Below are 26,542 nucleotides of genomic sequence, written 5' to 3' on the forward strand. Positions count from 1 at the left end.
GGTGGTTCAGCACTCGACGATGTGCACGGCCAGCCCACCCAGCGATGTTTCCTTGTACTTGCTCATCATGTCGGCACCTGTGGCACGCATGGTCTCGATCACCTTGTCCAGGCTCACGACATGCGATCCATCTCCGCGCAGTGCCATGCGGGCCGCGTTGATGGCCTTGACGGCGGCCAGCGCATTGCGCTCGATGCAGGGCACCTGCACCAGGCCTGCCACAGGGTCGCAGGTCAGGCCCAGGTGGTGCTCCATGCCAATCTCGGCGGCGTTTTCAACCTGCTCCGGTGTACCGCCCATCACGGCACACAGGCCCGCAGCCGCCATGGAGCAGGCCACGCCCACCTCGCCCTGGCAGCCCACTTCGGCACCGGAGATGGAGGCGTTTTCCTTGTACAGAATACCGATCGCTCCCGCAGTCAGTAGGAAGTCGATGATGCCCGCTTCGGTAGCGCCTGGCACAAAGCGCCAGTAGTAGTGCAGCACGGCGGGTACGATGCCTGCCGCACCATTGGTGGGCGCGGTCACCACGCGCCCGCCAGCGGCGTTTTCTTCGTTGACGGCCAGCGCGAACAGGTTCACCCAGTCGATCACCTGCAGCGGATCGGTGGAGGGGCTGTCCGCATGCTGGGTGAGACCCTCGTAAAAGCCAGCAGCGCGGCGCTTGACATTCAGGCCCCCCGGCAAACGGCCTTGCGTGGTGCAGCCGCGCTGCACGCAATCCTGCATGGCCTGCCAGATCTTGAGCAGGCCACTGTCGATGTCGGCATCGCTGCGCCAATGGCGCTCGTTGGTGCGCATGATCTGTGCAATGGGCTGCTGGTGGTCATGTGCCTGTTGCAGCAGCTGTGCGGCGCTGTGAAATGGCAGGGGAAGCACCTCGGTATCCGGTGCAATCACTTGCTGGCGCTCGGCATCGTGGGCCGCCTCTTCGCTGACGATGAAGCCGCCGCCGACCGAGTAGTAGGCCTGTGCGTCCAGCAGTTCATGCTGCGCATCCCAGGCTTCGAAACGCATGCCATTGGGGTGGAACGGCAGGCTCACATCGCCGATCAGCAGCAGATCGATAGCAGGCTCAAACACAATGGTGTGTTCGCCATTCAGCGGCAGTTGTTGCGTGCTGTGTACCTGCGCGATGATGGCTTCGACGGCGTTCACATCCACTGTATCGGGCGCATGGCCCGCGAGGCCCTGCATGACGGCGCGGTCGCTGGCGTGACCAATGCCGGTGGCACCCAAGGAGCCAAACAGCTGGCAGCGCAAGCGTGCCACCTTTGCCAGCATGCCTTGCCGTTGCAGGCGCTGCACAAAGGCATGTGCAGCGCGCATGGGCCCTACGGTGTGCGAGCTGCTGGGCCCGATACCGATCTTGAACAAATCAAACACGCTGACTGCCATGGCTGCCTTCCATTCATTCCTGCAGATGCAAACTGGCGCCGAGGATAGCGGCGATCTGCGCCTTGGCAAGGGGAGAAGCACCAATCACACCCATGCTGCAGTCCGCGCTGAGGCGGCTGGCCACAAAGGCATCGGCGCGGGTACTGTCCGCATACTGCCGCATGAGGCCCGCCTGTGTCACCAGCACGAGCTGCTGCACCCATTGGCGTGCCTGCGCCTGCTGTGCCCAGGCGTCGTGCTCGAAGGTGTGCCACTGGCGTTGCAAGCGCTGCAGGGCCTGTTGAACAGGTACGTCATCCGCTGCCATGGTCTGCAATGCATTCCATAGCGCATCGCGCTGATCGGGTGAGCGCTGCAGGGCTTTGAGCACATCCAGGCACATCACATTGCCCGAGCCTTCCCAGATCGAATTGACCGGTGTTTCGCGGTAGAGGCGTGCCAGCGCGGAGCTTTCGATATAGCCGTTGCCGCCCAGTACTTCCATGGCCTCGGCGCTGCAGGTGATGGCGCGTTTGCAGACCCAGAACTTGGCCGCTGGCGTCATGATGCGCTGCCAGGCCTGCGCGGCTGGTTTGTCGGGGACGCTGCTGTCTTCAAATGCCTGCGCCAGTTGCATGGCCAGCAGCAGCGCGGCTTCGCTCTCCAGCGCCAGGTCTGCCAGCACCGATTGCATCAACGGCTGCTCGACCAGCGCCGCGCCAAATGCCTGCCTGTGCCGGGTGGACCACAGCGCCTGCGCCGTGGCCTGGCGCAGCAGGGCGCTGCTGCCCAGAACGCAGCACAGCCGTGTGATCGTGGCCATCTCCATGATGGTGGCAATGCCTCGGCCTTCCTCACCCACCAGCACCCCATAGGCATCGTCAAACACCACTTCGCTGCTGGCGTTGCTGCGGTTGCCCACCTTGTCTTTAAGGCGTTGCACCAGCACGATGTTGCGCGTGCCATCAGGCCGCCAGCGCGGTACCCAGAAACAGGCCAGCGGCGCGTGCAGGGCACCGGCATCGCCCGGGCCGTCTGCCATGCGCGCCACCACCAGGTGCGCATCGGCCGTCGGGACCGAATAGAACCATTTGTGGCCCTGCAGCCGGTACGCCGCACCACGTCCGCCGTGCCCCGATTCATTCATGGGGTAGGCGACTGTGGTGTTGCTGCGCACGTCCGAACCGCCTTGCTTTTCGGTCATGCCCATGCCCACCCACAGCGCGGTCTTCTCGGCCAGTGGCGCATCGCGTTCGTCATGGCGGGTGCTGGTGATGCCGCGCTCTATCTGAGCCCATAGCGCTGGCTCTTTGCGCAGCACGGGGATGGCGGCTGTCGTCATGGTGGCGGGGCACAGGCTGCCGGCTTCGGCCTGGCCGTGCAGGTAAAAGCCTGCGGCCCAGGCACTCCAGCGGCCGCGCAGCCCATCAGCGGACGACTCGCCGGAAAACGGCATGTCGATCAGCTGTTGCGATCGGTAGTGGGCCAGCACACGGTGCCATGCGGGGTGGAACTCCACCTGATCAATCCGCCGTCCACGTGCATCCCACTGCTGCAATTGCGGTGTGTGGCGGTTGGCCTGGCTGGCCCATTGTGCAAACTCCGTGCTGCCCACGGTACGTGCGTGCTGCTGCAGGCCCGGCAGCCAGGCTTGTGCCTGAGCGCGCTCCAGGGCAGCTTGCAACGCAGGATCGCTGCCCAGCGGATCGTAGTCGACCAGCTCATCTACCAGGTTGTCCGTGTCGCGCTGTGCCATGGCTGCTCTCCAGATGCGATGACCCCATTCTAGGAACCACGTTGCCTTATGGCAAAGCGCAAAGCCCGTCAGGCGTTGGGGTGCAGGCGGTCCAGGCGCAGACGCTGGCGGTCATCGCCCAGGGGGCGTGTGGCAAGCAGCACACTCCCTGCCGCTGCCAAACCGCCCGCAAAGGTCAGCAGAAACAGAAGCAAGATCTGGTACTTGGCGGCTTCCAGCGGGTCCATGCCGCCCAGAATCTGGCCCGTCATGATGCCGGGCAAGGTGATCAGGCCAGCAGCCGTCATCTGGTTGATGATGGGAATCAGCCCCCGGCGAATGGCGGCACGGGTATGTGGCGCCATGGCGCGGCGAAACGGCACGCCTAGCGCGAGCTGCGCTTCAATGGAAGCACGGCCCTGGCGCACGCCATCGAAAAAACTGTCCAGCCCCAGGCTTGCCGCGTTGAGTACGCTGCCCAGCACGATGCCCATCAGCGGAATGGCATAGCGCGCATCGAACCAGGGTTCGGGTCGCACTGCCGTCAGCAGCGCGAGGATGACGGTGGACAGGCTCGACAACGCCACCACAAGCCCGGCAATCTGGTAGTTGCCACCTCGGGACAGTCGCTGGTGCGGGCGCACGGCCACTTCACGCGCCGCTGCGGCAATCATCACGCAGACCACCACCAAGGTCGCGGCAGGCGACGCGTGCTGGAACACGAGGCGCAGCACATAGCCCACCAGCAGCAACTGCACCACCATGCGCAGCGAGGCCCACATTACCTGACGCTCCAGCTGCAGCCGCATGGCCCATGATGCACCGGTGGCCAGTAGCACCAGCAACGCTCCCACCAGCAGATCGGTGGCTTGCAATTGGATTGCCTGGTTCATTGGACAGTCTCCATGGGCGTCAGCTGCCGCTCATGCAGTCGCAGGCAGCGGCTTGCCACCCGTGATGCCTGGGGATGCGAGTGCGTCACCCATACTACGCTCAGGCCTTGTTGTTGGTGGCTGCGCAGCAGTTGCTCGACGGCGAGGATGGAATCTTCGTCCAGTGCTGCGGTGGGCTCATCCAGCAGCAGCACCTGCGGTTTGCGCACCAGCCCGCGCAGCAGCGCCAGCCGTTGGCGCTCGCCGGTCGAGAGTTGCGCAACAGGAATGTCGATGAACCCATGGCGCAGACCCAACTGCGCCGCCAGTTGCAGCAATTGTGCTTGGCTATCTGGCGGAAAATGCGCCATCACAGATTCCGCCCACCAGGCGGGCTCTGCTGCCAGATACATCACCTGCTGGCGCCAGGCCGGTCCGCTGAACTGGCTGCGAGGCTGTCCATTGAGCAGCACCTGCCCGCTACCAGGATCCAGATCGGCAATCAGCCGCAGCAGGACCGACTTGCCAGCGCCCGATGCGCCCATGATGGCGAGGCATTCCCCGGCTTGCAGATCCAGTGTGCAGGGGCCTGCGATGGGGCTTTGCAGTGCCCGCAGTGACAGTCGGGGCGGTATGAGGGCATAACCAGTAGGCATGGTTACTGAGTGTATGCCTAGCTTTGCACTACCTTCAACACAGCCTCTCCATACGCTTCCAGCTTTTTCACACCAATGCCGCTGATACCATGCAGTTCGTCCAGGGATTGCGGGTTGCGCTGGGCAATGGCGGCCAGCGTGGCGTCGGCGAAAACGACGTAGGCCGGAACATTGTGTTCCTTGGCGATTTCAGTGCGCCAGGCCTTGAGGTTGATGAAGCGCACCTGCTCATCGGGCCCCAGGTTCTGGGCTGCGGCGGCGGGGTTGGTGCTGCGCGTGCGGCTGCGGCTGGTCTTGGCGGCACTGGCTTCGCGCAGTTGCACGGCTTGCTCGCCGCGCAGCACGGCGCGTGAGCCGTCGCACAGGGTCAGGGTTTCAAAGCTGTAGCCGGCGTCGGTGTGCACCTTCTGGGTGGCGAGGGCGCCAACCGCCAGCAGCTGGCGCAGCACGCCTCGCAGCTGGCTTTCGCTGTACATGTCGCCCAGGCCGTAGGTCGACAGTTTGTCGTGGCCGAACTGGCGCACCTTGTCGGTGTCCTTGCCGCGCACGATGTCGATGATGTGGCTGGTGCCGAAGGTGATGTCACTGGCCTCGTGTGCGCGGTAGATGGTGGACAGCAGCTTGCGTGCGGCGTCGGTGCCGTCCCAGGTCTTGGGTGGCTGGATGCAGTTGTCGCAACTGCCACACGTGTAGCGCGGTGCCTTGTCCGAGGTGGCAGCAGCCAGTTCCGGATGCGCGGAATCGCGGTCACCGCCGGTGCCGTACTGTTCTCCGAAATAGGCGAGCAGGCGCACACGGCGGCAGTCGGTGGCTTCGGCCAGGGCGAGCAGGGCATCGAGTTTGCCGCGCATCACCTGCTTGAAGGTGTCATCTGCCGGGCTGTCGTCGATCATGCGACGCTGGTTGACCACATCCTGCAGGCCATAGGCCATCCAGGCGTCTGCTGGCAGGCCGTCGCGGCCGCCGCGACCGGTTTCCTGGTAATAGCTTTCGATGTTCTTGGGCATGTCCACATGGGCCACAAACCGCACATCGGGCTTGTTGATGCCCATGCCGAAGGCGATGGTGGCCACCATGACGATGCCGTCTTCGCGCAGAAAGCGGTGCTGGTGCAGTTGGCGCGTTTCGGGTGGCAGGCCGGCATGGTAGGGCAGGGCGCTGATGCCCGCCTGGTTCAATGCGTCTGCCAGCTCTTCCACCTTGCGGCGCGACTGGCAGTACACCACACCGGCTTCTCCGTCGTGCTCATGCTCGATGAAGCGCAGCAGCTGTGTCGTCGCGTCCTTTTTTTCGACGATGGTGTAGCGGATGTTGGGCCGGTCAAAGCTGCTGATGAACTGCCGGGCGTCTTCGAGCTGCAGGCGCTCGACGATATCGGCACGCGTCAGCGAATCGGCGGTGGCGGTAAGCGCGATGCGCGGCACACCGGCATAGCGCTCGTGCAGCACCGTGAGTTCGCGGTATTCGGGGCGAAAGTCGTGGCCCCACTGGCTCACGCAATGCGCTTCGTCGATGGCAAACAGTGCCAGCTTGCCCATGGCGTGCAGCTCGTCCAGCAGGCCCAAAAAGCGCGGTGTGTTCAGGCGTTCGGGCGCCACGTACAGCAAGGTATAGCCGCCCGACAGCAACTGCATCTCGACATCGCGTGTCTGGTCGTAATCCAGCGTGGAATTGAGGAAGGCAGCCTCCACTCCCACCTCGTGCATGCTGCTGACCTGGTCCTGCATCAGCGCAATCAGCGGCGAGATGACGATGGTCGTGCCCTGGTCCTTCTGCTGGCGCACGATGGCCGGAATCTGGTAGCACAGGCTTTTGCCGCCGCCCGTGGGCATCAGCACCAGCGCATCACCACCACCGATCACGTGCTCGACGATGGCCTGCTGTGATCCACGGAAATGCTCATAACCAAAGGCGTCCTGCAGGACGGTGTGGGCAAGGGACAAGGTATTCTCAAAAATGATAGCTACTTGCGCTTACCAGTTGTGCGCCAAATGCTAAAAAGACTCAGATTCTGGCGATCATGCCAGCCACCGGCATTGTAGGTGCTTGGACCCGATGGCCTGCGGCGCGAGAAGGCCAACCGTACAATTGCTGCCATGCAACAGCCAGCCTACACCCGCGCAAAAGAACTGCCCGCCACCCTTGCCAAGCGCCTTGTCATCCTCGACGGCGCGATGGGAACCATGATTCAGCGTTTCAAGCTGGGTGAAGTACAGTACCGAGGTGAAGGCTACCGCGGCGCTGAAGGTGCAGGTGAGCGCTTCCAGGACTTTGCCCACGATGTGAAGGGCAACAATGAGCTGCTGTCGATCACCCGCCCCGATGTGATTCGTGACATCCACGAAAAGTACCTGGCCGCTGGTGCCGACCTGATTGAGACCAACACCTTTGGCGCAACCACGATTGCGCAAGAGGATTACCACATGGCCGATCTGGCCTATGAGATGAATCTCAAGAGCGCCCGGCTGGCGCGGGCCGCCTGCGACAAATACAGCACGCCAGACCATCCGCGATACGTGGCAGGTGCCCTGGGCCCTACGCCCAAGACGGCGTCGATCAGCCCCGATGTAAACGACCCCGGTGCGCGCAACGTTACCTTCGAAGCCCTGCGCCAGGCCTATCTCGAGCAGACACTGGCGCTGATCGAAGGCGGTGCCGATGTGATCCTGGTCGAGACGATTTTCGACACCCTCAACGCCAAGGCCGCGCTGTTTGCGGTGGACGAAGCGTTTGAGCAGACCGGCGAGCGCCTACCCATCATGATCAGCGGCACGGTGACCGATGCCTCGGGCCGAATTCTCTCCGGGCAGACCGTGACGGCCTTCTGGCACAGCGTGCGTCACGCCAATCCGCTTTCGGTGGGCCTGAACTGCGCATTGGGTGCCACCTTGATGCGCCCCTACGTGCAAGAGCTGGCCAAGGCTGCGCCTGATACCTTCATCAGCTGCTATCCCAATGCAGGCCTGCCCAACCCCATGAGCGACACCGGCTTTGACGAAACGCCGGAGATCACGAGCCGCCTGGTGCACGAGTTTGCTGCTGAAGGCCTGGTCAACATCGTGGGTGGCTGCTGCGGCACTACGCCTGACCACATTGGCGCCATTGCCAAGGCGGTACAGGCAACGACTACGCGCCGCCTGTTTTATCCGGCAGAGGCTTGATCAGCGTGCGCTGCCACTGACCGGCGCATATTCCGCAGGTACCCAGCGGTAGGCCTTGCCGTCACGGCCCACGTGCCCGATGCCGGGGAAGGGCAGGTGCGCGCCTGCCAGCCACCAACGGTGTGCGGCAGCCTGCTCCAGGAGCTGGCGGCGGCTGCGCACGGACTGCGCGTAGTTCTGGTCCGGCTCATAGGTGGCCTGGGGATCGGCAAACTGCACCGCGTGGTAGTGCACCACATCACCCCACAGCAGCAACTGCTGGCGAGGGTCGGTTGCGCCAGGGGCATTGCCGTCCACTACAAATGCGCTGTGACCTACGGTATGGCCCGCGGCAGGCAGGTAGCGCACGCCATCGGGCAGCGCATCGCTGCTGCCAAAGGTGCGGACACGCCCCGCTTGCTGGTACGGCGCCAGCGCGCGATGCGCCATGCCAAACAATGGTTTGAAGAAGTCCGTGGCTTTGGCCTCGACCGCAGGGTCCTGCCAGTAGGCCAGTTCTTCCTGCTGGATCCAGACCCGGGCATTGGGGTAGGCCATCTGGCCATCCGCATCGAGCAGACCGCACAGATGGTCGGGGTGCGCATGCGTCAGCAGAACGTCCTGCACTGCAGCGGGTGATATGCCTGCTGCCTTCATATGGGTCAGCACCTGGCCCAATTGGGGCCCGAAGCATTGCGCGGTGCCGGTATCTACCAGCAAGGTTTGCGTGCCACGTTGCACCAGATAGGCGTTGACGGCAGTCTGCAGGCCCTCGGGGGCTTCCGGTACATAGTGCTGCTGCAGCAACCGGTTTGCCCGTGCTGGCGCAATCTGCTTGAGCTGCTGCCGGGGCAGTGGGACGACTCCGTCGAACAGCGCCAGCACCTGCATCTGGCCGATATTCTGCACATAGTAGCCCGGTGCCTGTGCAAGCGGTGGTGCGGCTTGGGCCCATGTGCAGGCACCGCCACCGGCCAGGGCGGTCCATAGAGCGGCGTTGCGCAGTGTGCGAGAGAAGGGAGAAAGGAATGGCATCAATGGCTCCTGATAAGCCTTGATGGTGCCCGGTGCGGCGTATTTCAGGCGCTCAAGCTGTGGCGCATGGCGCTCACGCAAACCAATCCTGAACGGCCGCTGCAGGTGTTGCTGGGCCAAGGCATGCGCCTGCGGCTCAACACCTCAGTGGTTGCCGATATCTGCAGGACGCAACTGGTAACGCGCCTCAAATTGGCGGCTGAAGCTTTGCACGGACTGGTAGCCCGCACGCGCCGCCACGGCCTTGATAGGCAAGGCTGTGGTGTAGAGCAACTCCAGCGCATGGCCCATGCGCGCGTCGCGCAGCACTTGCGATAGCGATGTTCCTTCGGCTGCCAGATGGCGGCGCAGACTGGCGCCACTGAGGTGAAGCGCGGTCTCCACATCTCTAGACAGCCAGGGGCGGGCCGGAGCCGCTGCGATCAACTGGCGCACGCTATCGGCAAGGCGAGGTGGGGGCGGCGCGAGCAAGGCATGGTGGCCCTGGCGGCACAGCCAGATCACCATCTGCACCAGGGCGGCGCGGGCCTGTTCATAGTGCCCCTGGAGCAGCGCGTTGCTCCAGGCATGCAGCGCATCGGCCAGAGAGCCGGCTGGCAGCGCAATCAGCTGTGTATCGTCAGACCGCAAAGGCTGCGCCCACAGGATGCGGGCCGCATGCAGCACCTCGTCGCACAGGTTCAAGGTGATGGCCAGATAGCGCTGGCTGACCGGGTCTGGCGCGTTGTGGGCATCGATATGGCAGCGGCCCGTCACCAGGAACACATCTCCCGCTTGCAACTGCACGGTTTGCCGAGTGGTCGACAGGCGTTTGGCGCCATGCAGCACCAGCCCGAAAATGGGACGATCCACCTGCACGGATTTGACCGTGTGCGGCAATTGGGCCTTGATATGCAGGCATTCACCGGCAAGCGGACAGTCAGCCAGGGCCTCCAGCTGAGCCATCAGGGCGGCGGATGCTGCCGTGCTATCCATGACGGGCTTACAGCTCCATCCCTGCATCGCTCATGCGCCGTGCATATACGCTCAGCACCACGCGCTCGGAATGGGTGAGGTAGTCATGCATCATTTCCGCGGCACGCTTCATGTCGCCGGCTTCAAAACGCTCCAGCATGGAGGCATTCATGTCGATATAGGGGGCGTGCAGAAACTCGGCATCGCTCAACATGCCAAAAGCCAGGCGCAGCTCCACCAACAGGTGCGAGAACAGCGTGTTGAGCCGCTCGCTGTCGGCCAGGGCCACCACGCCTTTGTGAAAGCGCATGTTTGCGGTGCCCACTTCCACCCACTTGCCTGCGGCCCGCAGTGCGCGCTGCGCATCCACTGCCTCGCGCATTTCCTTGCGCGCCGGGTGCTGCGGAATCGCCTGCGCCAATGCCTGGCATTCGATCATGCGGCGCACGCGGTAGATGTCCATGATCGATGCCATGGAGGGGATGGCCACGAACACGCCCCGGTTGGGCACATGGCGCAGCAGGCCTTCCTTGCTCAACAGGCGGAAGACTTCGCGCAAAGTGTTGCGCGAGATATCGAGGCTCTCGCTCAGCGCCACCTCGGACAGCCTGGCTCCGGGCTGGAATTCGCCGCGCACGATGCGCTCTCGGATCTGGTCCGCAACGCGGTCGTTGAGCGACAGGGAAGGCGCAGCAGTGGTCATGGCAGGGCGAGGGTTGGTAGAAGTCGTTGCCAATGATGATAGCGGCGCCAGGGCGGGTGAAACGGCTTGAGGGACCGGAGCTGGATGTCGCCGGTATGCACAAAGGCGTGTAAATCCTCTCAATGAGGCCATGCTGTCACACAAAGATACGGGTTTACCCGGTCAATGGTCTGTGTTTTGTTTGGCTAAACTTTTAAATTGTTCAACAAACATGAATTTGGTAATGCCTATGTTCTTTGGTTGTTGAACAAAAAAGTGGTGCCCATTTGATGCTTCAGGCGGGTGCCGAACACATAACAAATCTGTGGGTTCTCTATGGACAGCACTATCGTCAACCTCTGGCCCCTTCTCGGGGTGGCCGTCATCATCGCGGGATTCATCCTGCGGTTCAATCCCTTCGTCGTGGTCGTGGTGACTGCGCTGGTCACGGCCGCAGTGGCCGGATTTCCGGTGCAGAAAATCCTGGCGGCTCTGGGGTCGGGTTTTGTCAAAACCCGCAATCTGCCGCTCATCCTGGTATTGCCGCTGGCAGTGATCGGTTTGCTGGAGCGCCATGGCCTGCGCCAGCACGCACAGAACTGGATCAGTCGCATCAAGTCGGCCACCGCAGGCCGTCTGCTGATCGTCTACCTGGCAGCGCGTGAGCTGACGGCTGCCGCAGGTCTGACGAGCCTGGGTGGTCATCCGCAGATGGTGCGCCCGCTTCTGGCGCCCATGGCTGAAGGTGCGACCGAAACACGCTATGGCAAGCTGCCCGAAACCCTGCGCCATCGCTTGCGTGCCTTCAGTGCGGCGACGGACAACGTCGGATTGTTCTTTGGCGAAGACATTTTCGTGGCCTTCGGCGCCATTGTGCTGATGACCACTTTCCTGCATGAAGCTGGCATCGATGTAGAGCCCATCCATGTGGCACTGTGGGGCATTCCTACTGCCATCTGCGCCTTCATCATCCACTCCTACCGTCTGTACCGCCTTGACCATTCGATTGCCAGGGAAATGGCGGGTGCAGGTGCTGCCCAGGCTGGCAATGCCCAGTCCCAAGGAGGTGCAGCATGATTTTCAGCATCACCCAGGTGTACTGGCTGGCCGGTCTCATCATGGCCTGTGCCGCCGTCTTCAACTTTCTCGATGCCTCCAACCCCAAGCGTTGGACGACAGGCCTGTTCTGGGGCGTGTATGCCATCATGTTCCTGCTGGGCGACAAGATGCCGCCCGAGGTGGTGGGGGTGGGCGTGATCGTGCTGGCGCTGATCGTGCTGGTCAAGGGCGTAGGCGGTGGCAAGCCGCAGATGCGTACCGAGGCGCAGAACCAGGAAAGCGCACTGCGTCTGGGCAACAAGCTGTTCATTCCGGCGCTGGCAATCCCTGTCGTCACCGTGATCGGCAGTGTGCTGCTCAAGGATTTCAAGATCGCCGGTGATTTTCTGATCGACCCGAAAAATGCCACCCTGGTGAGCCTGGCGCTGGGCTGCATCATCGGCCTTGTGCTGGTGTGCTGGATGACACGTGAGACGCCCGCCCAGGGCCTGCGCGAATCGCGCCGCCTGATCGACGCCATGGGCTGGGCCCTGGTGCTGCCGCAGATGCTGGGCATGCTGGGTCTGGTGTTCTCCGATGCAGGTGTGGGCAAGGCTGTGGCACACGTCACCACCACCTACATCAACATGGATTTGCGCTTTGTGGCCGTAGCGGTGTACGTGCTGGGCATGGCTTTGTTCACCATCATCATGGGCAACGGATTTGCCGCCTTCCCGGTGATGACGGGTGGTGTGGGCGTTCCGATCCTGGTGAATGTGTACCACGGCGATCCCGCCGTGATGGCGGCCATCGGCATGTTCTCGGGTTACTGCGGCACCTTGATGACGCCAATGGCGGCTAACTTCAATATCGTGCCTGCTGCGCTGCTGGAGCTGCCCGACCGCAATGCCGTGATCAAGGCCCAGATTCCTACCGCCCTGGGCATCCTGATTTGCAACGTCTTCTTGCTCTATTTCCTGATGTTCCGTTAAAAGAGCATGGTTTACAGAACCTGGCGCATGATCCCCACGGGCAGGACCTGCTGATCGGCGCCGGTCAACCTCCAATAAAAGACTGAAAGGAAACGCGATGTCCCTGACCATGGATTTGAACAGTGACCTGGGAGAGAGCCTTGGCGCCTGGACCATGGGCGATGATGCTGCCATGCTCTCCATCGTCAGCAGCGCCAACGTGGCCTGTGGCTTTCATGCAGGCGACGCCGCCGGTATTCTGGAAACCCTGAAGAAGGCCAAGGCCAACAACGTGGTGGTGGGCGCGCACGTTGCCTACCGCGATCTGGTAGGCTTTGGCCGCCGCAACATGGATGTGGCCCATGCCGATCTGGTGGCCGATGTGATCTACCAGATTGGCGCCCTGCAAGGCCTTGCAGCCGCCGCAGGCACCACGGTGCGCTACGTCAAGCCACACGGCGCCCTCTACAACACCATTGCACAGGACAGAAAGCAGGCTGCTGCCGTCATCGAGGCCATGCAAGCCGTCGGCGACCACCTGGCGCTGGTGGTGCTGGCGGGATCGCCCCTGACCCAGTGGGCACAGGACGCGGGGCTCACCACGATTGCCGAAGCCTTTGCCGACCGTGGCTACACGCCGCAAGGCACGCTGGTGTCTCGCCGTGAACCCGGTGCCGTGCTGCACGATCCTACGCTGGTGGCGCAACGCATGCTGCAACTGGTGCAGCAAGGCACCGTGCAGGCCAACGATGGCTCGGTGGTGCAGGTGCAGGCAGATTCGATCTGTGTGCACGGCGACAGCCCGGGCGCTGTGGCCATGGCGCGCGCGGTGCGAGAGCGCCTCGAAGCATCCGGCGTGCAGATTCGCTCCTTCATGGAAAAGGCGGCCGCATGAGCGTATCGGCCATTGCCACGCGCAGCATGCGCTTTCTGCCGGTGAGCGATCAGAGCCTGCTGGTGGAGTTGCAGGACCTGGCGCACACCCTCGATCTGTTGGCTGCACTGCAGGCTCAGGTGCCCGCTGGCGTGCGGGAACTGGTGCCCGCCGCGCGCACCATCCTGATCGAGTTTGACCGGTGGCAGACCAGCGCCGCGGCGCTGCGCCACCATATCGATGCGCTTCAGCTGGGCCAGCAGGATCTGGTGGCCGGCCGACGCGTTGAAATTCCCGTGCATTACGACGGCGAAGACCTTGCCGAAGTTGCCCAATTGCTGGGCATTGACGTGCCCGAGCTGATTCGCCGCCACAGCGGTGAAGACTACAGCGTAGCCTTCTGCGGCTTCGCCCCCGGCTTTGCCTACCTGACCGGTGGCGATGCCAGTCTTCAAGTGCCGCGCCGCAGTACGCCTCGCACCAAGGTGCCAGCGGGCTCGGTGGCCATTGCGGGCACGTTCAGCGCTGTATACCCCAACGACACGCCAGGCGGCTGGCAGTTGCTGGGTCGCACCGAGGTGCCGATGTGGGATCTGCAGCGCGATCCACCCGCGCTTCTTCAGCCCGGCATGCGCGTTCGCTTCGTCGATGCCGCTACACAAAATGAAGCTGGTGGCGCACCATCTGCAAACCATGCAGATAAAAAGACCTCTGATGAGGGCGCTGGGAAAGCGCTCGCTGCCAGCAAAAGCCATGCAGCCATGCAGGTGCGCGCAGCGGGGTTGCAGACCCTGGTGCAAGACGCAGGCCGTGCTGGCCAGGCGGGCCAGGGCGTGTCGGCCGCAGGTGCTCTGGACCAGGGCGCCATGCGCCGTGCCAACCGCTTGCTGGGCAATGATGCCCGTCTGCCCGTGCTCGAATCCGTGGCCGGTGGCCTGCAATTGCAGAGCGTTGGCGCCACTGTGCTTGCCGTGACGGGCGCGACCGGACCGCTCACCGTCAAGCCCCGCGACGGCTCGGCATGGCAGGCTGCGCGCAATGCGGCCATTGCCTTGAACGACGGCGATGTGATCCACCTGGGCGAGCCCGACACCGGTCTGCGCAGCTATGTGGCCGTGCGCGGTGGCTGGCTGGTGGAGCAGGTGCTTGGCAGTGCCAGTACGGACACCCTGGCCCGCATTGGTCCGCCTGCGCTGGCCACCAGCATGCAACTGGCCATTGGCGATGCGCAGCACAACGATGTGGTACAGGTACCCGATATGGCACCGCCCATGCTGCCTCAAAGCGGCGACACCGTCGTGCTGGATGTGGTGATGGGTCCGCGCACCGACTGGTTCACCGCAGAGGCGGTAGCGCGCTTTGCGGCGCAACGCTGGCAGGTCACACCGCAGTCCAACCGCGTGGGCTTGCGCCTTGCTGGCGATGAAGCGCTCGCCCGCAGCATTACGCAGGAACTGCCCAGCGAAGGCACGGCACTCGGCGCGATCCAGGTACCCGCCAGTGGCCAACCGGTGCTGTTTCTGGCAGACCATCCGTTGACAGGCGGCTACCCCGTGATCGCCTGCGTAGCCTCGCACCATCTCGACCTGGCAGGCCAGGTACCCGTGGGTGCATGGCTGCAGTTCAATGTGCTGCAGCCATTTGAAGAAATACAAGGATAAAGCCATGAAGAAAGTTTTGATTGCCAACCGTGGCGAAAACAATCGCGTAGCGGACGTTTCTGCAAATTGCAGTGTCTGCGTAGCAGGCAACGGCGATTTCGCCCTCCCTTGCTCGCTTGGTGCGAAAGGCTGAAGCCATGAAAAAAGTTCTGATTGCCAACCGTGGCGAAATCGCCGTCCGCATCATCCGTGCCTGTGCCGACCACGGCCTGCAAAGTGTGGCCGTGTATGCCGACGACGATATCGATGCGCTGCATGTGCGTATGGCCGATGAAGCCTATGCACTGCAAGGCCAACGCCCGGCAGATACCTATCTCGACATTGCCAAGCTCATCGCCGTGGCCCGCCAAAGCGGGGCAGACGCTGTGCACCCCGGCTATGGCTTTCTGTCCGAAAACGCAGGCTTTGCCCGCGCCGTGATCGATGCGGGCCTGACCTGGGTGGGCCCACCGCCTTCGGCCATCGAACAGCTGGGCGACAAGGTGCAGGCCCGCAAGCTGGCGCTCAGCGTAGGCGCTCCACTGGTGGCTGGCACGCCTGAGCCCGTCAAGGATGTGGCGGAGGTGCATGCCTTTGCGCGCGAGCACGGTCTGCCGATTGCCGTCAAGGCGGCGTTTGGCGGCGGCGGCCGTGGCCTCAAGGTGGTGTGGAAGGCCGAAGACATTGATGAGCTGTACGGCGCTGCCGTGCGTGAGGCGGTGACAGCCTTTGGCCGTGGCGAATGCTTTGTCGAGCAGTTCCTCGACAAGCCGCGCCATATCGAAGCCCAGGTGATGGCCGACCAGCATGGCAATGTGCGGGTGCTGGGTACGCGCGATTGCTCGCTGCAGCGCCGCAACCAGAAGCTGGTGGAGGAGGCCCCCGCGCCGTTTCTGACCGACGCGCAACGCGAACGTATCCACCAGTCGGCACGCGAGATCTGCCAGGCCGCAGGCTATGTAGGTGCGGGCACGGTGGAATACCTGCTCAGCCAGAACGGCGCCATCTCCTTCCTCGAAGTCAACACCCGTCTGCAGGTGGAGCACCCCGTGACGGAGGAGACCACCGGCACCGACCTGGTGCGCCTGCAGTTCCGCGTGGCCGAAGGCGAGGTGCTGGCAGACACCAGCGTGCCTGTTCCCTATGGGCATGCGTTTGAGTTTCGCATCAACGCTGAAGACGTGGGCCGCGGCTTCTTGCCCGCGCCTGGCCTGGTGACGCGCTTTGATGCCCCCTCGGGGCCTGGCGTGCGGGTGGACAGTGGCGTGCAAAGCGGATCGATGGTGGCAGGCCAGTTTGATTCCATGCTGGCCAAGCTCATCGTCTGGGGGCCGACGCGTGAAGTGGCCGTGCAGCGTGCGCGCCGCGCGCTCAAGGAGTTCAAGATCGAGGGCGTGCCCACGGTGCTTCCTTTCCACGAGGCGGTGATGGCACACGACGATTTCGTGAATGGCCAGCACATGGGCGTGCACACCCGTTGGATCGAAACCCAGCTGATGCCACAGTGGGATGCCCAGCCCGAGTCGCGGCCACAGCCCGTGCAAAGCAGCGGTCTGCAGCGCATGGCGATCGAGCTGGATGGCCGCCGCGTGATGCTGGGTCTGCCTGCATCACTGCTGTCGGGTCTGTCTGCTGCCGGACATGCTGCAGCCGCCTCGCCTGCCCAACAGGAAGAGGCCGATGCCAATGCGGTGACCGCTGTCTCTGCTGGCACCTTGACGGCCTGGAAGGTCGCCGATGGTGCCACCGTGCAGCAAGGCGATCTGATCGCGGTGATGGAAGCGATGAAGATGGAAATGCAGGTCAACGCACCTCGCGCGGGCCGCATCAGCCTCAAGACCGAGGCGGGCAGCTACCAGGCGGCTGGCGCGGTCATTGCGCGCATCGACTGAGCGCTAGCCTGATGGTTGGGCCTGTTCACACAGAGGGTGTGGACAGGCCCTTGTTTTTGGAAAGCACCTGCGTCAGTCGGTGGCGCTGGATGTGGCGATGGTGGGGGTGGAGCGACTGAAGCACGGCGAACCGGCAGCCTCAGACCCATGGCCGTTGCATTGGGCTAGTGCTGCCCGATTGCTGCGCCGCTTGGCAAGCCACGCCACCTGCGGGTGGTCTTACCGCGAGCGCTGCACCAGCCGTGCCTTGACTGTTGCGGTGTAGGTGCGGCCGACCCGCACCATGGTGCCGTCGGATAGCACGACGGTCAGCGATGAGAAGGGGCCTACGCCCACGCGGGTGACAGCATCGATGCGCACCATGGTGCTGCGATGGACGCGGATGAAATCCTGTTGTGGCAATTCGCGTTCCAGCTCGGTCAGGCTGGCGTTGTACAAAAACTCCCGCCCATCCGCATGGATGCGGGAATAGTCCCGCTCGGCCTGTATCCGCAGGATGCTGGCCGCCGCTATCCGCACATACTGGCCCTGGGTCTTGACCCAGAGCTCGGTCAGGCCCTGCGGAGGAGGGGCGGCTGCCCGGCGAAGGTTTGCAATGACTTCTTCCAGCTCTGCAATTCTTTGCGCACTGCTGCGCAATTCGCTCGCCTTGCGGGCGCGTTCCATTGCAAGGTGAAAACGCCCCGGCTCAATGGGCTTGGTGACATAGTCGATCGCGCTGGCATCAAAGGCCCGGCAGGCCTGGTCATCAAAGGCGGTGACGAAGACAACGGCCGGCGGCGGATCGATCTCGTCGGGCAACTGCCGCAGCAAGTCGAATCCGCTGCCGCCAGGCATCTGGATATCGAGCAACACGATATGCGCCGGTGCCTGCGCCAGGCGATCCAGGGCCTGGGAAACGGAGGCCGCTTCCTCGATGGTTCCGACCCACGACAACTGACGCAGCATGCGCTGGAGCCGGCGTCGGGCCAGTGGCTCGTCGTCCACTACCAGTACATCAAACTGCCTCATGCGACTCTCCAGGGCAGTTCAATCTCGACGCGAAAGCGCGTGCTATCGGCGGTGTCAATGCGGAAAGCGCCTTCCTTGCCGAAACGCATCCGGATGCGCTCGGCCACATTGCGCAGCCCGATCCCGAACCCGGTTGTTGTTTGCCGGCATGCAGTGCCGGGATGCACGTCATTTTCCACAGCCAGCCAAAGATTTTCCTGGCGGCGCCGAGCCACGATATGGATCCGTGTGTGCTCGAGTGTCTGGCCGACGCCGTGCTTGATGGCGTTTTCGATCAGCGGCTGTATCAGCAGGCTGGGAACCAGGGCCTGTCGCAGATCGAAGGGAACGTCGACGGTGAAATCCATCCGGTCGGCATACCGTTCGCGTTCGATGGCGAGATAGTCCTGCTGCAGGCGCAACTCTTCTGCCAGTGCCACGTCATGCATCGGGTCCAACGCCAGTGTGGTGCGCAGAAAGGTGGAAAGCGACAGCACCATGCGCTCGGCCCGTGTCGCAGCCCCTTCCTCGATCAGGCCGGCGATGGAGTTGAGAGTGTTGAAAAGGAAGTGCGGATTCACCTGGTAGCGCAACGCACGCATCTGCGCCATCAAGGCCTCCTCCCGCACCAGTGCCAGACGCCGTTCGCGGTCGCGGACTTCGAAGTTATAGAGCAGTGCCATGAACAGGCAACTCCATCCAAACAGCATGGAAGCGCCTTCGAGCAGCATGTAGCCGGCGTACAGCGGATCGAAGGATACCGGCTCGGGGTACTCGCAGAGCATGTAGTTCAGAAAGTCGATGGCGGTGAAGACGGGCGCTGCCACCGCCGTCATGCCAAAGCACAGCAATGCCTTGTGCGTGAACGAGAGGTGCCGAAGGCGGAACAGCACTCGCGACATGCCATAGGTCATCAGCGCGCTGGCGCCGAACAACACGAACTTGAGTGGAGCGGATTCGACCGGATCGATACGGATGAAATAGCCCAGCACACTGTCTGCCACGAACATGCAGCTCCAGTACAACAGGCTCAGGCGCAACGTGGCCTGCCGCAGAGCCTTGCCAAAACGCTCTCTCAGATGGTTTGCCGGGTCCATGTCTTTCCTTTGCAAAAGTATGACAAGGCGATGCAACGACGGATGAAGGGCCTCTGGAACGCTTTGGCCTAGGGACGCACGCTAAAGATTGCCATTGTGTGAATGTCAAGCGTTGAATGGCTCGTGGTCATCGGGCCGTGCCAGAGCTGGATATACCCAGATGCATCCAGCAGTTGACGGAGTGATGAAGTGATCGAGAAGCCAAATTAGAAGATACGTCACAGGGCGCTCGTCGGCGTTTTTCAGTCGTTCGTCGAAATCACTTGCCCTCCATCACCCTGCGTCAGCGGCTGGCATATCGGGTGCCCCATGCACCTGGCAAAGCCTCCTATGCTTTCGGAGAACACCCATTTTCGAGCCATTTTTGGAGACACAGCCTGTGCGCCTTTCGATCCCCTTTTCTCGACCCATTTTCGCCGTCCTGCGGCCCAGTACGAGGCCGGCTCTGAGGTCCCCGGAAAAACGCGCGGCAGACTCGCTCACTGTGCGGAGCGCCTATCCTCATGCCCTGGCGTCGCTTGCGCGCCGTTCTGTAGCGGGTGTGCTGCTGCTCGCACCGACCCTGTTGCCAGCTCTTGCCACTGCCGCAGCGACACCGTCGGTCACCATTGCCGGCTCGCCACTGCAGATCAGGGTGGGTGAAGACAACTCGTTCCAGGTCACCAGCAGCGAGATACCGGGAAGAGGTCTGGTTCAGCCGTACACCGTAGTGGACGGAACGGCCGACATGGGCTTCATCGTTGCGTGGCCTGACGCGCTGTTCAAGCCGGACTTCGCACAACATCTGGCTTCGCACATCACCGATTTCACGCTCACAGGGACTCCCTACACGCCGAAATCATTGAGCGGGGTCTCCGGTAGCGGTACAGTCGCCGATCCGTTCACTGTGACCGTGAAAAGCGCCCTGGGCAATACCGGCGTCACGGCAACGCTCACTGTGCAGTATGTCAATGGCAGCCGCCAGTTCACCAAGGCCTTCACGCTCGACAATGCGGCCGGCATTGGCACTACGCGGGCTGCGCAGATCATGTTGGGGGCGGCCCTGGCATCGCCAACGGGCGAAGGCAAGACGAAACCTTATTTTGAAGCCGCCACCACCAGCGCTGGCGGGCAGGGCGCAAGCACGGCTGGCGGCGCCAGTGGCTGCCCCGTAGCGAGTGCCGCACCGCATACGATGGTGCTGACACCGCAAACGGCGCCTGATGCCTATTTTGCAGGCTATTTCAATTCCATATGGCGGCAGATCGATCGCGCGCAACTCGAAAACCGTGTGGATACCAACTGTGATGAAAACGGTGGCGCACTGCAATGGTCGCGGGCCCTGGCTCCCGGCAATTCCGTTACCGTCAGTACGAGCATGTCGGTCGGCGAGATCGCAGCGCCAAGCCGCTACACCCTGGGGGGATCCGTCTCCGGCCTGACGGGCACCGGCCTGGTGCTGGGTGAGAGCCACAGTGCGCAAACCTTGCCTGTCAGCGCCAATGGCAGCATCGCCTTTGCAGCTCCGCTTGCCGACGCTGCTGCCTATGCGGTCACCGTATTGGCGCAGCCCACGTCACCAGCGCAGACATGCACGGTGGCCCAAGGCAGTGGTACGGTCAGCGGTGCGAATGTCACGAACATCGCTGTGTCCTGCTCCGCTGTTGCCCAGGCACCCACCATGCTGACGTTGGCCGCAACGCCCAATCCGGTCGTCGTGGGCCAGCCTCTGACCTTGAGCGCCACGGTTGCAGCCAAGCCCAAGAACGCGCTGGCAGCCGAAAACAAGGCAGCTGAAATTAAAGCAACTGCCACCGGCACAGTCACTTTCATGGACAACGGCACGCCAATCGGCAGCGTGCCGCTGGGAGCCGACGGCTCTGCGAACCTGGCGATCAGCAGTTTGACCGTGGGCGCCCATGCACTGACCGCACGCTATGCAGGCGACACGGAGAATGCACCCAGCGAAACACTGACGCCTTTGAGCGTGGTGGTGCAGGATGGCTCTGCGCAGCCTGCGCCAGTGGGCGTTCCAGCGCTATCTGCATGGGCTCTTGCGGTACTGAGCGTGATCGCAGGCCTCATGGGGCTGGGGGCGTGGCGCCGCAGAACCTGAGTATTTGAGCAAGCTATGGCCGATTGCTGACACGGCAGAGCAGGGCTGTCGCGTCAGAATCGGGGGATGCACGATTCGTCCCCAACGGCCTGGCAGCAATTTTCCAGGCGCTTTCATCCGCTTCAGCCTTTCTACAATGCAGTCCAACTTTGGCTGGGGGCCGATGGCCTGCGCATGAGTGCGGCCATGTCGTTTTACGGCATGCTCAGCCTGGCACCGCTGCTGTTGCTGATCGTGGGTTTGCTGGGCTGGTGGCTGGACCGCTCGTACATCGAATCCACGCTGATCCACCAGGTGGAATCGGTCATGGGCACCCAGGTGGCTGGGGTGGTGCGTGGCGCACTGCAGAGCGCACAGACCAAATCGCAGGGCCTCATCGCATCGGCGGTGGGCTTTGTGATGCTGCTTTCAGGCGCCACTGGTGTGTTTGTAGAGTTGCAGACATCGCTGGAGCGCCTGTGGAACCATGGGCAGGATGTGGACAAGAGCGGCACGCCCTGGTGGTATTCGCTGATGCAGCGGTTGCGTGGCCTGGGCTACATCCTGGTGCTGGGCTTCTTGATGCTGATTTCGCTGGTGATCACCACCATGCTCAGCGTCACCACCAAATGGGCAGGCACGGTGCTGCACATGCAGGCGCCCAGCCTGCTGATGGGGGTGGTCAATGAGGCGGTGTCGTTCGTCATCACCGTCACCCTGTTCGTTGGCATGATGCGCATTGGCACGGGCGACAAACCCAGGTTGCGTTACCTGATTGCAGGCGCAGGCATAGGCGCGCTCCTGTTCACCGTTGGCAAGCAGGTATTGGCATGGTACTTGTCCACTGCCGCAGTGGTGTCTGCGTACGGTGCGGCCGGTTCGTTGGTGGTGTTGCTGATGTGGATCTATTTTTCATCCGCGATCCTGCTGTTCGGGGCCAGCTGCGCGCGTGCCTTGGACAACGCGGATATTGCACTGCATGGTAAGGCGGGCGCTGCGGACGATACCCCAGGTGTCTTGCGTCCACCCGCCGGTCAGGCAGCGACCGTGGACTTTCAGATCTAGAACTGCTCCGTGCATGAAAAGGCCCCGCGTTAAGCACACGGGGCCTGTTGGACCAGGAAGCAGGGTCAGGCTGCTTTCATCGTTCCTGTGTCCAGATAACGCTGGTGCCACGACAGGGCCTCGGTCAGGATGTGCGGCGTGTGCAGGCCGGCCGACTGCTTCATGGCGCGGTCGAGATAGTCGTGCAGCATGGGGCGGTAGTCCGGGTGGGCGCACTGGTCGATGATGACCTTGGCGCGTTGCTTGGGCGAGAGGCCGCGCAGGTCGGCAAGGCCCTGCTCGGTAACGATGATCTGCGTGTCGTGCTCGGTGTGGTCCACATGAGAGCACATGGGTACGATGCAGGAGATGCTGCCGTCCTTGGCGACCGATGGTGTCACGAAGAACGAAAGGTAGCCATTGCGGGCAAAGTCACCGCTGCCGCCGATGCCGTTCATCATGCTTGAGCCCATCACATGGGTCGAGTTGATGTTGCCGTAGATGTCGGCCTCGATCATCGAATTCATGGCAATCACCCCCAGGCGGCGCACCAGTTCTGGGTGGTTGGAGATTTCCTGGGGACGCAGGATGATGCGGTCCCGGTAGAAATCGATGTTGTCCTCGAAATCCTGGTACGCGCTGCTCGACAGGGAAATCGCCGTGGCGGAGGCCCGGCTCATCTTGCCGGCACGCAGAAGGTCCAGCATGCCGTCCTGCAGCACCTCGGTAAAGCCCAGCAAGTTGTCGAAAGGCCCCGTGAGCAGTCCTGCCAGAACGGCATTGGCCACATTGCCGACACCGGACTGGATGGGCAGCATCTCCTTGGGCAGCCGGCCCATCTTCATCTCGTGGGAAAGAAAATCGATGATGGAAGCGGCAATGGTGTTGGAGTTGACATCGGGCGCGGCAAACACGTTGTCGCGGTCTCCCTTGTGCGTTTCCACCACGGCGATCACCTTGTCCGGGTCCACCTTCAGATAGGGCTGGCCAATGCGGTCATCCGCATGCGTCATGTTGATCGGCACGCGGCGCGGCGGAATGGCCGTGCCGTAATAGACATCGTGCATGCCTTCCATCCTGGCAGACGGCTTGGTGTTCACTTCCAGGATCACCTTGTCTGCAATCTCCAGCCAGGTCTTGTTGTTGCCTATCGCAGTGGACGGAATCAGCAGGCCATCGGCGGTGATACCCAGTACTTCGACCACGGCGACATCCATGTGCCCCAGAAAGCCGAACCATGCATGCTGCGCCACATGCGAAAGATGCATATCGATGAAGTCGATTTCCCCGGCGTTGATGGCCTTTCGCGCGGTCGGATCGGTGTTGAATGGCAGGCGCTGGCCCAGTGCATGGGCGCTGGCCAAAGCTCCATCGCATTCGGCAGCGGTGGAGGCGCCTGTCCATACATTGAGCTTGTAGGGCCTGCCAGCCGCATGCTCGGCCTTGGCGTGGGCGGCGATGGCCTGTGGCAGTGCCTTGGGGTAGCCTGCGCCGGTGAAGCCGCTCATGCCCACATTGGCTCCTGCGGGTATCAGGGCGGCTGCCTGTTCGGCCGACATGATGCGGGCATGCAGGGCGCCGTAGCGCACACGGTCATTCAACGACATGGGATCTCCAATGCGGTGTTTTAGTTTTCTGGGTATATCACGGGCAAGGTGCCGCGAAAAACGCGCAAATCTTAGCAGTCGTTGCCTATGAAACGATTATTCGGGCAAATACCCGACTGCTAAAAATGCGATAACTGGGGTGTGGCGATAGCTGCCTGCCTTGCTCGGCTGCAACCTCGGCGATGCACGATGCATGAATCCCATAAAAAAGAAGCCCGGGCATGACCGGGCTTCCTGGAACACGAATTCATGGAGCAGCGCACTATCAGCGCTTGCTTCCCAGATTGAGCAATTGGTAGAGGATGATGGCGCCAAAGGTTGCGGTACCGATACCACCCAGGGCAAAGCTGCCGAACTTGAGCGTGAAGTCACCGGTGCCGATGATCAGGGTAATGGCCGCCACGATCAGGTTCTGGTTCTGCGAGAAATCGACCCGGTTGTCGACCCAGATCTTGGCACCCGCCACCGCAATCAGACCGAACACCACAATCGACACGCCACCCATGATGGGCAACGGAATGGCCTGGATGAGCGCACCGAACTTGGGCGAGAAGCCCAGCAGCAGTGCGATGACGCCAGCCACCATGAAGACGGCGGTCGAGTAGATGCGGGTGGCGGCCATCACGCCGATATTCTCTGCATAGGTGGTGACGCCGGTGCCTCCCACGCTGCCGCTGACCATGGTGGCAACACCGTCGCCGATGAAGGCACGGCCCATGTAGCGGTCCAGATCCTTGCCGGTCATGGCGGTGACGGCCTTGATATGGCCCAGGTTTTCCACCACCAGGATGATCACGACGGGAACGATCATGAAAACTGCCTGCGCACTGAACTGCGGCGCCGCAAAGTTCGGCATACCGATCCACGCCGCATTGGCAACGCCGGATAGGTCGACCGGCTTGCCCATTCCCATGCCGTTGGTGAGCACGGCGTAGATGATAGATGCCGCGATCAGCCCTACCAGTATCAACAGGCGCTGCACCATGCCGCGCGTCACGACAGCCACCATGCCTACGCAGACAAAGGTCAGTGCCTGCATCCAGCTTTCGAAGTTGTTGGAGGCCATGTTCTTGATGGGCACGGCCGCCAGGTTCAAGCCGATTACCGCAACAATGGCGCCAGTGACGACAGGGGGCATGAAGCGCTCGATCCAGCGGGTGCCGATGGCCTGGACCAGAAAGCCGACCAGGGTATAGACCAGACCGCAGGCAATGATGCCCCCCAAGGCCATGCCGATGTTGGCATTGGGGCCGGAGCCGCCATAGCCGGTTGCCGCAATCACCACCCCGATGAAGGCAAAGCTGGAGCCCAGGTAGCTGGGCACCCGCCCTCCAGTCAATAGGAAAAAGATGAGCGTGCCCACGCCGCTCATCAAAATGGCGACATTCGGGTCAAAGCCCATCAGGATCGGCGCCAGAATGGTGGAGCCGAACATGGCGATGACATGCTGCACACCCATGACCGAGGTCTGCGGCCAGGGCAGACGCTCGTCGGGCGCGACAACATCATCGGTGCCAGGACGCACTTCGCGCCAGCGGGGGAGAAAGGATTCGGACATGGTCGATGAAGAGGCAGCCCGCTGCACAAGCCATGCCTGCACGCTGCCAAAAGTAAAAAAGGTGCTGCATCATAGTGAATTTGGCAGCGCCTGTAGAGAGAGGGAAACTCTTTAAAAGCTGCAGCAGGGCATATCCTTGCGCCAGACCGAGACCGCCTTTGCAACTGTGGATCTACCCAGTAGCGGGCCCTGCCTTTGCCCGCATGCGCGGCCACTGCTGGCATCATGCGGTCTGGGAATGGATAATGAAACTGACATTGAAAACTAATATGGTGTGCCGTTTGCAACGGCATACCGGTTTTGGAGGGCGTACCCATGGACTGTGTGCAATGCGGAGAAGAATTGCCGGCAAGTGCCAAATTCTGCAAAAAATGCGGCTGCAAGATAGAGGCAGCTGTACCTACTTCTGCGCCAGCAGCAGTGAGCAGAGGCATGCCTGCTGCTCCTGCCCCGGCATACACCACCTGTCCCGATTGCGGGGCACTGTGCAAGGGCGATGCCCGGTTTTGCGGCAAGTGCGGCTGCCGGTTTGAGCAGGCTCCCAACTTTGAAGAGACCCGGCGTGACAATGAAGACCCTCTATCGCCAGAAGAGGAAAAGGCCATCCTGGTATTTGGCAATGTGCAGGACAGCAGCGAGCCTGCGCCCGAACGCAATGGCGAGCGCATCGATACCAGCCCGGCCATGGTGATTGGCGGCAGCGCCGCCAGTGCGGTTGCCGCCGCTCCCAGCCTGCGCACGGCTGCAACCGACGAAGGCAAGCTGGGCAATGACTGGCTGGTGACCGGCAAGGCGACAGCGCCTGCTGCGACCGTTGTAACGGCGCCACCGGCCCAGCCTGTCGAGAAGACTGTCAAACCTGCTGCCAACAGCACCCCGGAGGCCCGGCCCCGCAGAACTGCCACGGAACGCAACCCCATGCCACAGGCGCCTGAGGCCGGTGGTGGAGCAGGCAAGTGGATTGCCTTGGGAGGGTTGGCGCTGGCTTTGCTGGCTGGCGGTGGTGCCTGGTGGTGGAAGAGTCAGCAGCAGCGCAAGGCGGTCCCTGTGGACAAACCCGCCATCAGTGCGCCAGCTGCTGCACCGATCGAGCCTACCCCCGCTCCGGCTGCGCTGCCCGTTGAGGCCGTACTGGCCCCGAACGAATCCATTGCCCCGCCACAGGCGGAGGCCGTGCCCGCAGCAGATGCAGCCGTCGCCATGCCGACAGAAGCAGCTCCTGCCACCATGGCGGAGCCGGCGCCCGCGCGTTCTGCACCGCGCAAGCCTGCGCGCAAGCAGACCCTGGATGATTTGTTGAATTGAA

At 62.6% G+C, this 26,542-nt stretch carries 22 protein-coding genes; 10 read left to right on the plus strand and 12 right to left on the minus strand.

The features are described 5' to 3' along the window. Positions 1–6: 6 nt before the first annotated feature. The 5 genes from LAD35_RS00700 to LAD35_RS00720 all read right to left on the minus strand — a co-directional run bounded on the left by LAD35_RS00700 (position 7) and on the right by LAD35_RS00720 (position 6,583). Positions 7–1,398, minus strand: coding sequence for an L-serine ammonia-lyase (locus LAD35_RS00700; protein ID WP_224150859.1), 1,392 nt, complete (start codon positions 1,396–1,398; stop codon positions 7–9). 13 nt (positions 1,399–1,411) lie between these two features. Beyond that, a complete protein-coding gene (locus tag LAD35_RS00705) occupies positions 1,412–3,133 on the minus strand; it encodes an acyl-CoA dehydrogenase family protein (RefSeq protein WP_224150860.1) in 1,722 nt (573 codons plus the stop codon). A 68-nt stretch (positions 3,134–3,201) separates the two neighbouring features. Continuing rightward, the gene (locus LAD35_RS00710) at positions 3,202–4,005 is read right to left on the minus strand and encodes an ABC transporter permease (RefSeq protein ID WP_224150861.1); all 804 of its coding nucleotides are present in this window, start codon (positions 4,003–4,005) and stop codon (positions 3,202–3,204) included. After that, positions 4,002–4,640, minus strand: a complete 639-nt coding sequence (locus LAD35_RS00715; RefSeq protein WP_224150862.1) for an ABC transporter ATP-binding protein — start codon at positions 4,638–4,640, stop codon at positions 4,002–4,004. Before LAD35_RS00715 ends, LAD35_RS00710 begins: the two co-directional genes overlap by 4 nt. Positions 4,641–4,657: 17 nt before the next feature. Continuing rightward, positions 4,658–6,583: a RecQ family ATP-dependent DNA helicase gene (locus LAD35_RS00720; protein WP_224150863.1), complete on the minus strand. Its 1,926-nt coding sequence runs from the start codon at positions 6,581–6,583 to the stop codon at positions 4,658–4,660. A 153-nt stretch (positions 6,584–6,736) separates the two neighbouring features. Here LAD35_RS00720 and LAD35_RS00725 point away from each other — a divergent pair, with 153 nt between their 5' ends. Further along, a complete protein-coding gene (locus LAD35_RS00725) occupies positions 6,737–7,801 on the plus strand; it encodes a homocysteine S-methyltransferase family protein (protein WP_224150864.1) in 1,065 nt (354 codons plus the stop codon). Here the strand turns inward: LAD35_RS00725 and LAD35_RS00730 are convergent, their stop codons facing one another. The 3 genes from LAD35_RS00730 to LAD35_RS00740 are packed head-to-tail and all read right to left on the minus strand — an operon-like array spanning position 7,802 to position 10,472. After that, positions 7,802–8,935 (minus strand): MBL fold metallo-hydrolase, encoded by a 1,134-nt coding sequence (locus LAD35_RS00730; protein ID WP_224150865.1) that lies wholly within the window; start codon positions 8,933–8,935, stop codon positions 7,802–7,804. A gap of 24 nt (positions 8,936–8,959) precedes the next feature. Next, on the minus strand, positions 8,960–9,790 hold the full coding sequence (locus tag LAD35_RS00735) for a helix-turn-helix transcriptional regulator (protein WP_224150866.1): 831 nt from the start codon (positions 9,788–9,790) through the stop codon (positions 8,960–8,962). 7 nt (positions 9,791–9,797) lie between these two features. Further along, complete coding sequence (locus LAD35_RS00740) at positions 9,798–10,472, minus strand: GntR family transcriptional regulator (RefSeq protein WP_224150867.1); 675 nt, start codon at positions 10,470–10,472, stop codon at positions 9,798–9,800. Positions 10,473–10,787: 315 nt separating this feature from the next. Between LAD35_RS00740 and LAD35_RS00745 the strand changes: the two genes are divergently transcribed. From LAD35_RS00745 to LAD35_RS00765, 6 genes are all read left to right on the plus strand, one after another. Beyond that, on the plus strand, positions 10,788–11,528 hold the full coding sequence (locus LAD35_RS00745) for a DUF969 domain-containing protein (protein WP_224150868.1): 741 nt from the start codon (positions 10,788–10,790) through the stop codon (positions 11,526–11,528). Continuing rightward, positions 11,525–12,481 carry a DUF979 domain-containing protein gene (locus tag LAD35_RS00750; protein ID WP_224150869.1) on the plus strand — a complete coding sequence of 319 codons (957 nt, stop codon included), beginning with the start codon at positions 11,525–11,527 and terminating at the stop codon, positions 12,479–12,481. The genes LAD35_RS00745 and LAD35_RS00750 overlap by 4 nt, the downstream gene beginning before the upstream one ends. A gap of 103 nt (positions 12,482–12,584) precedes the next feature. Further along, positions 12,585–13,355 (plus strand): LamB/YcsF family protein, encoded by a 771-nt coding sequence (locus tag LAD35_RS00755; protein ID WP_224152858.1) that lies wholly within the window; start codon positions 12,585–12,587, stop codon positions 13,353–13,355. A 26-nt stretch (positions 13,356–13,381) separates the two neighbouring features. Further along, the gene (locus LAD35_RS00760) at positions 13,382–14,995 is read left to right on the plus strand and encodes a 5-oxoprolinase subunit B/C family protein (RefSeq protein ID WP_224152859.1); all 1,614 of its coding nucleotides are present in this window, start codon (positions 13,382–13,384) and stop codon (positions 14,993–14,995) included. Between the two features lie 4 nt (positions 14,996–14,999). Next, positions 15,000–15,128, plus strand: coding sequence for a hypothetical protein (locus LAD35_RS22270; RefSeq protein ID WP_263434664.1), 129 nt, complete (start codon positions 15,000–15,002; stop codon positions 15,126–15,128). Positions 15,129–15,132: 4 nt separating this feature from the next. After that, on the plus strand, positions 15,133–16,866 hold the full coding sequence (locus LAD35_RS00765; RefSeq protein WP_224150870.1) for an acetyl/propionyl/methylcrotonyl-CoA carboxylase subunit alpha: 1,734 nt from the start codon (positions 15,133–15,135) through the stop codon (positions 16,864–16,866). A 219-nt stretch (positions 16,867–17,085) separates the two neighbouring features. On the opposite strand, the gene LAD35_RS00770 is transcribed toward LAD35_RS00765, so the two are convergent. Together LAD35_RS00770 and LAD35_RS00775 are read right to left on the minus strand one after the other, a co-directional pair. Beyond that, positions 17,086–17,877 (minus strand): LytR/AlgR family response regulator transcription factor, encoded by a 792-nt coding sequence (locus LAD35_RS00770; protein WP_224150871.1) that lies wholly within the window; start codon positions 17,875–17,877, stop codon positions 17,086–17,088. Continuing rightward, positions 17,874–18,953, minus strand: a complete 1,080-nt coding sequence (locus LAD35_RS00775; RefSeq protein WP_224150872.1) for a sensor histidine kinase — start codon at positions 18,951–18,953, stop codon at positions 17,874–17,876. Before LAD35_RS00775 ends, LAD35_RS00770 begins: the two co-directional genes overlap by 4 nt. 484 nt (positions 18,954–19,437) lie before the next feature. On the opposite strand from LAD35_RS00775, the gene LAD35_RS00780 reads away from it, so the two are divergent. Together LAD35_RS00780 and LAD35_RS00785 are read left to right on the plus strand one after the other, a co-directional pair. Next, positions 19,438–21,048, plus strand: coding sequence for an IPTL-CTERM sorting domain-containing protein (locus tag LAD35_RS00780; RefSeq protein WP_224150873.1), 1,611 nt, complete (start codon positions 19,438–19,440; stop codon positions 21,046–21,048). 66 nt (positions 21,049–21,114) lie between these two features. After that, positions 21,115–22,092: a YihY/virulence factor BrkB family protein gene (locus tag LAD35_RS00785; RefSeq protein ID WP_224150874.1), complete on the plus strand. Its 978-nt coding sequence runs from the start codon at positions 21,115–21,117 to the stop codon at positions 22,090–22,092. A 65-nt stretch (positions 22,093–22,157) separates the two neighbouring features. On the opposite strand, the gene LAD35_RS00790 is transcribed toward LAD35_RS00785, so the two are convergent. Together LAD35_RS00790 and LAD35_RS00795 are read right to left on the minus strand one after the other, a co-directional pair. Continuing rightward, positions 22,158–23,678, minus strand: a complete 1,521-nt coding sequence (locus LAD35_RS00790) for an acetyl-CoA hydrolase/transferase family protein (RefSeq protein ID WP_224150875.1) — start codon at positions 23,676–23,678, stop codon at positions 22,158–22,160. 265 nt (positions 23,679–23,943) lie between these two features. Then, positions 23,944–25,236, minus strand: a complete 1,293-nt coding sequence (locus LAD35_RS00795; protein ID WP_224150876.1) for a solute carrier family 23 protein — start codon at positions 25,234–25,236, stop codon at positions 23,944–23,946. A gap of 315 nt (positions 25,237–25,551) precedes the next feature. Between LAD35_RS00795 and LAD35_RS00800 the strand changes: the two genes are divergently transcribed. After that, on the plus strand, positions 25,552–26,541 hold the full coding sequence (locus LAD35_RS00800) for a zinc ribbon domain-containing protein (RefSeq protein ID WP_224150877.1): 990 nt from the start codon (positions 25,552–25,554) through the stop codon (positions 26,539–26,541). The last annotated feature ends 1 nt before the right edge of the window (position 26,542 follow it).

The sequence above is a fragment of the Comamonas odontotermitis genome, assembly GCF_020080045.1.
In the GTDB taxonomy this organism is placed as follows: domain Bacteria; phylum Pseudomonadota; class Gammaproteobacteria; order Burkholderiales; family Burkholderiaceae_C; genus Comamonas; species Comamonas odontotermitis.